The organism is Roseospira marina (genome assembly GCF_014197855.1).
Taxonomy (GTDB): Bacteria; Pseudomonadota; Alphaproteobacteria; order Rhodospirillales; family Rhodospirillaceae; genus Rhodospira; species Rhodospira marina.
This window is the reverse complement of the sequence record NZ_JACIGJ010000048.1, coordinates 1-1,585: the sequence shown is the minus strand read 5'-3', so window position 1 is coordinate 1,585 and position 1,585 is coordinate 1. Positions and strand designations below refer to the sequence as shown.

At 67.5% G+C, this 1,585-nt stretch carries 1 protein-coding gene; it reads right to left on the bottom strand.

Annotation, left to right across the window (positions count from 1 at the left end):
- Positions 1-433: 433 nt before the first annotated feature.
- Positions 434-1,519, bottom strand: coding sequence for an IS110 family RNA-guided transposase (locus GGD82_RS20720; RefSeq protein ID WP_150064313.1), 1,086 nt, complete (start codon positions 1,517-1,519; stop codon positions 434-436).
- Positions 1,520-1,585: the final 66 nt, after the last annotated feature.

The following is a 1,585-nucleotide window of genomic DNA, read 5'->3' as shown; positions in this document are numbered from 1 at the left end:
GGAGGCTCTCTTTTATATTGCCCTTTTAATCGGTATAATCTCGGCCTTCTTCCCCTTCATGGCCTTTTCTTCATTCTATTACTCCATAGCACGCCCACGAACGCTTGGCGATCCGGTTCGGGCCCCGGCTCAGGTAGCGGATCGAGATCTGGTGCGCCGTGCACTTTTCCGCGCTCATCGAGGGGCCGGTTTGTGCAACCGGGGACCCGCCTGGCGGGTCCGGCATCCCCATCGCGGCGCATGCTGCCATCGGAGTGGCGGGGCACGTTCACAGGCATTACGACGTGGTCCGGCGGACCGGCCACAGGCAAGATACCGTGCGTCCCGCAATCCATGGTCTGCACCATCTCCCATCCGCCGCAGGGGCGGATCCCCGGGTCTCAAGAACGGTCCGGACGGCCTCCGGACACGCGCGAGACCCTCGTGTTCCGGGTCATGCGACCGCCGGTTCCCGTGCGCTCCCACCGCGTCGTGCGGCTGGCGCCTGGTCACCCGCCGGTGCGCCGTCGTACTCGGTTCCATCGCGCCACATGGCATGCATGATGACCGCCAGCTTGCGGGCCACCGCCACGGTCGCCTTGCGATGGCAGCCCCGTTTGGCGATGGCCTGGCCCCACGTCTTCACCTTGTCGCGGCCCTTGAACCGGGTCATCAGGGCCGACGCCGCCTCGTACAGGGCCCGTCGGACATCCGGGTCCCCGGCCTTGCTGATGCGGCCGTTCACGTCGATGCTGGTGCCCGACTGTCGGCGCTTCGAAGTCAGTCCGAAGTACGCCGCGACATCGCGGGACCGCTGGAACCGGGTCGGGTCGTCGACCGCCGTGAAGAAGGTCAGCGCCGTCACCGGCCCCACGCCCGGGATGGCCATGAACCGCCGGCACTGGGGGTCTCCGGCGACGAATTTGACCACCCGGTCGTGCAGTTTGCCGTACTCGGTCCACAGCGCCGCGCGGGCCCCCAGCATGGCCTCCATGACATCCGTGACCAGCGGATCGTCCGCCACGGCCTCGCGCACGGCAGCCTCGAAACGCCCGCGGCTGACCCGCGACAGGCGGATCCCGAACACCTTCAGCGAGTGTCGGATGGTGTTCTCGAGATCGAGGAACTTCCGCTTCAGGGTCCGCCGCTGTGTCAGAAGCAGCCGCAGCCGGTAGACGTCCTCGCCCTTGATGTAGGCCGTCCGGTACCACCCGGTGCGGACGATGTGGGCCAGGCCCAGGGCGTCGGTGGCATCCGTCTTATTCCGCTGCGCCGCCATCGCCGCCGCCGCGCGGACATGATTCGCCTCCAGGCAGACCGCCGGCACACCGCGCGCGACCAGCTCGGGCTGCAGCCACGGCGCCAGGGCACCGGCCTCGTGGCCCACCCGGCACAGCGTCCCCAGCATGGGTTTGAGGACCTCGCGGATCGCGTCGGGGTCAGTCTCGACCGTCGTTTGAAGGTGGATGTCTCCGGTGTCGTCGACCACGCACACGGCGGTTTCCTCGATCGACACGTCCAGCCCGGCGAAGAACTCCATGGTCCGTCTCCCGCGATGTTTTGATCGCGGTACGGTACCAGATCCCGCATCCGGTGCGGTCCGTTT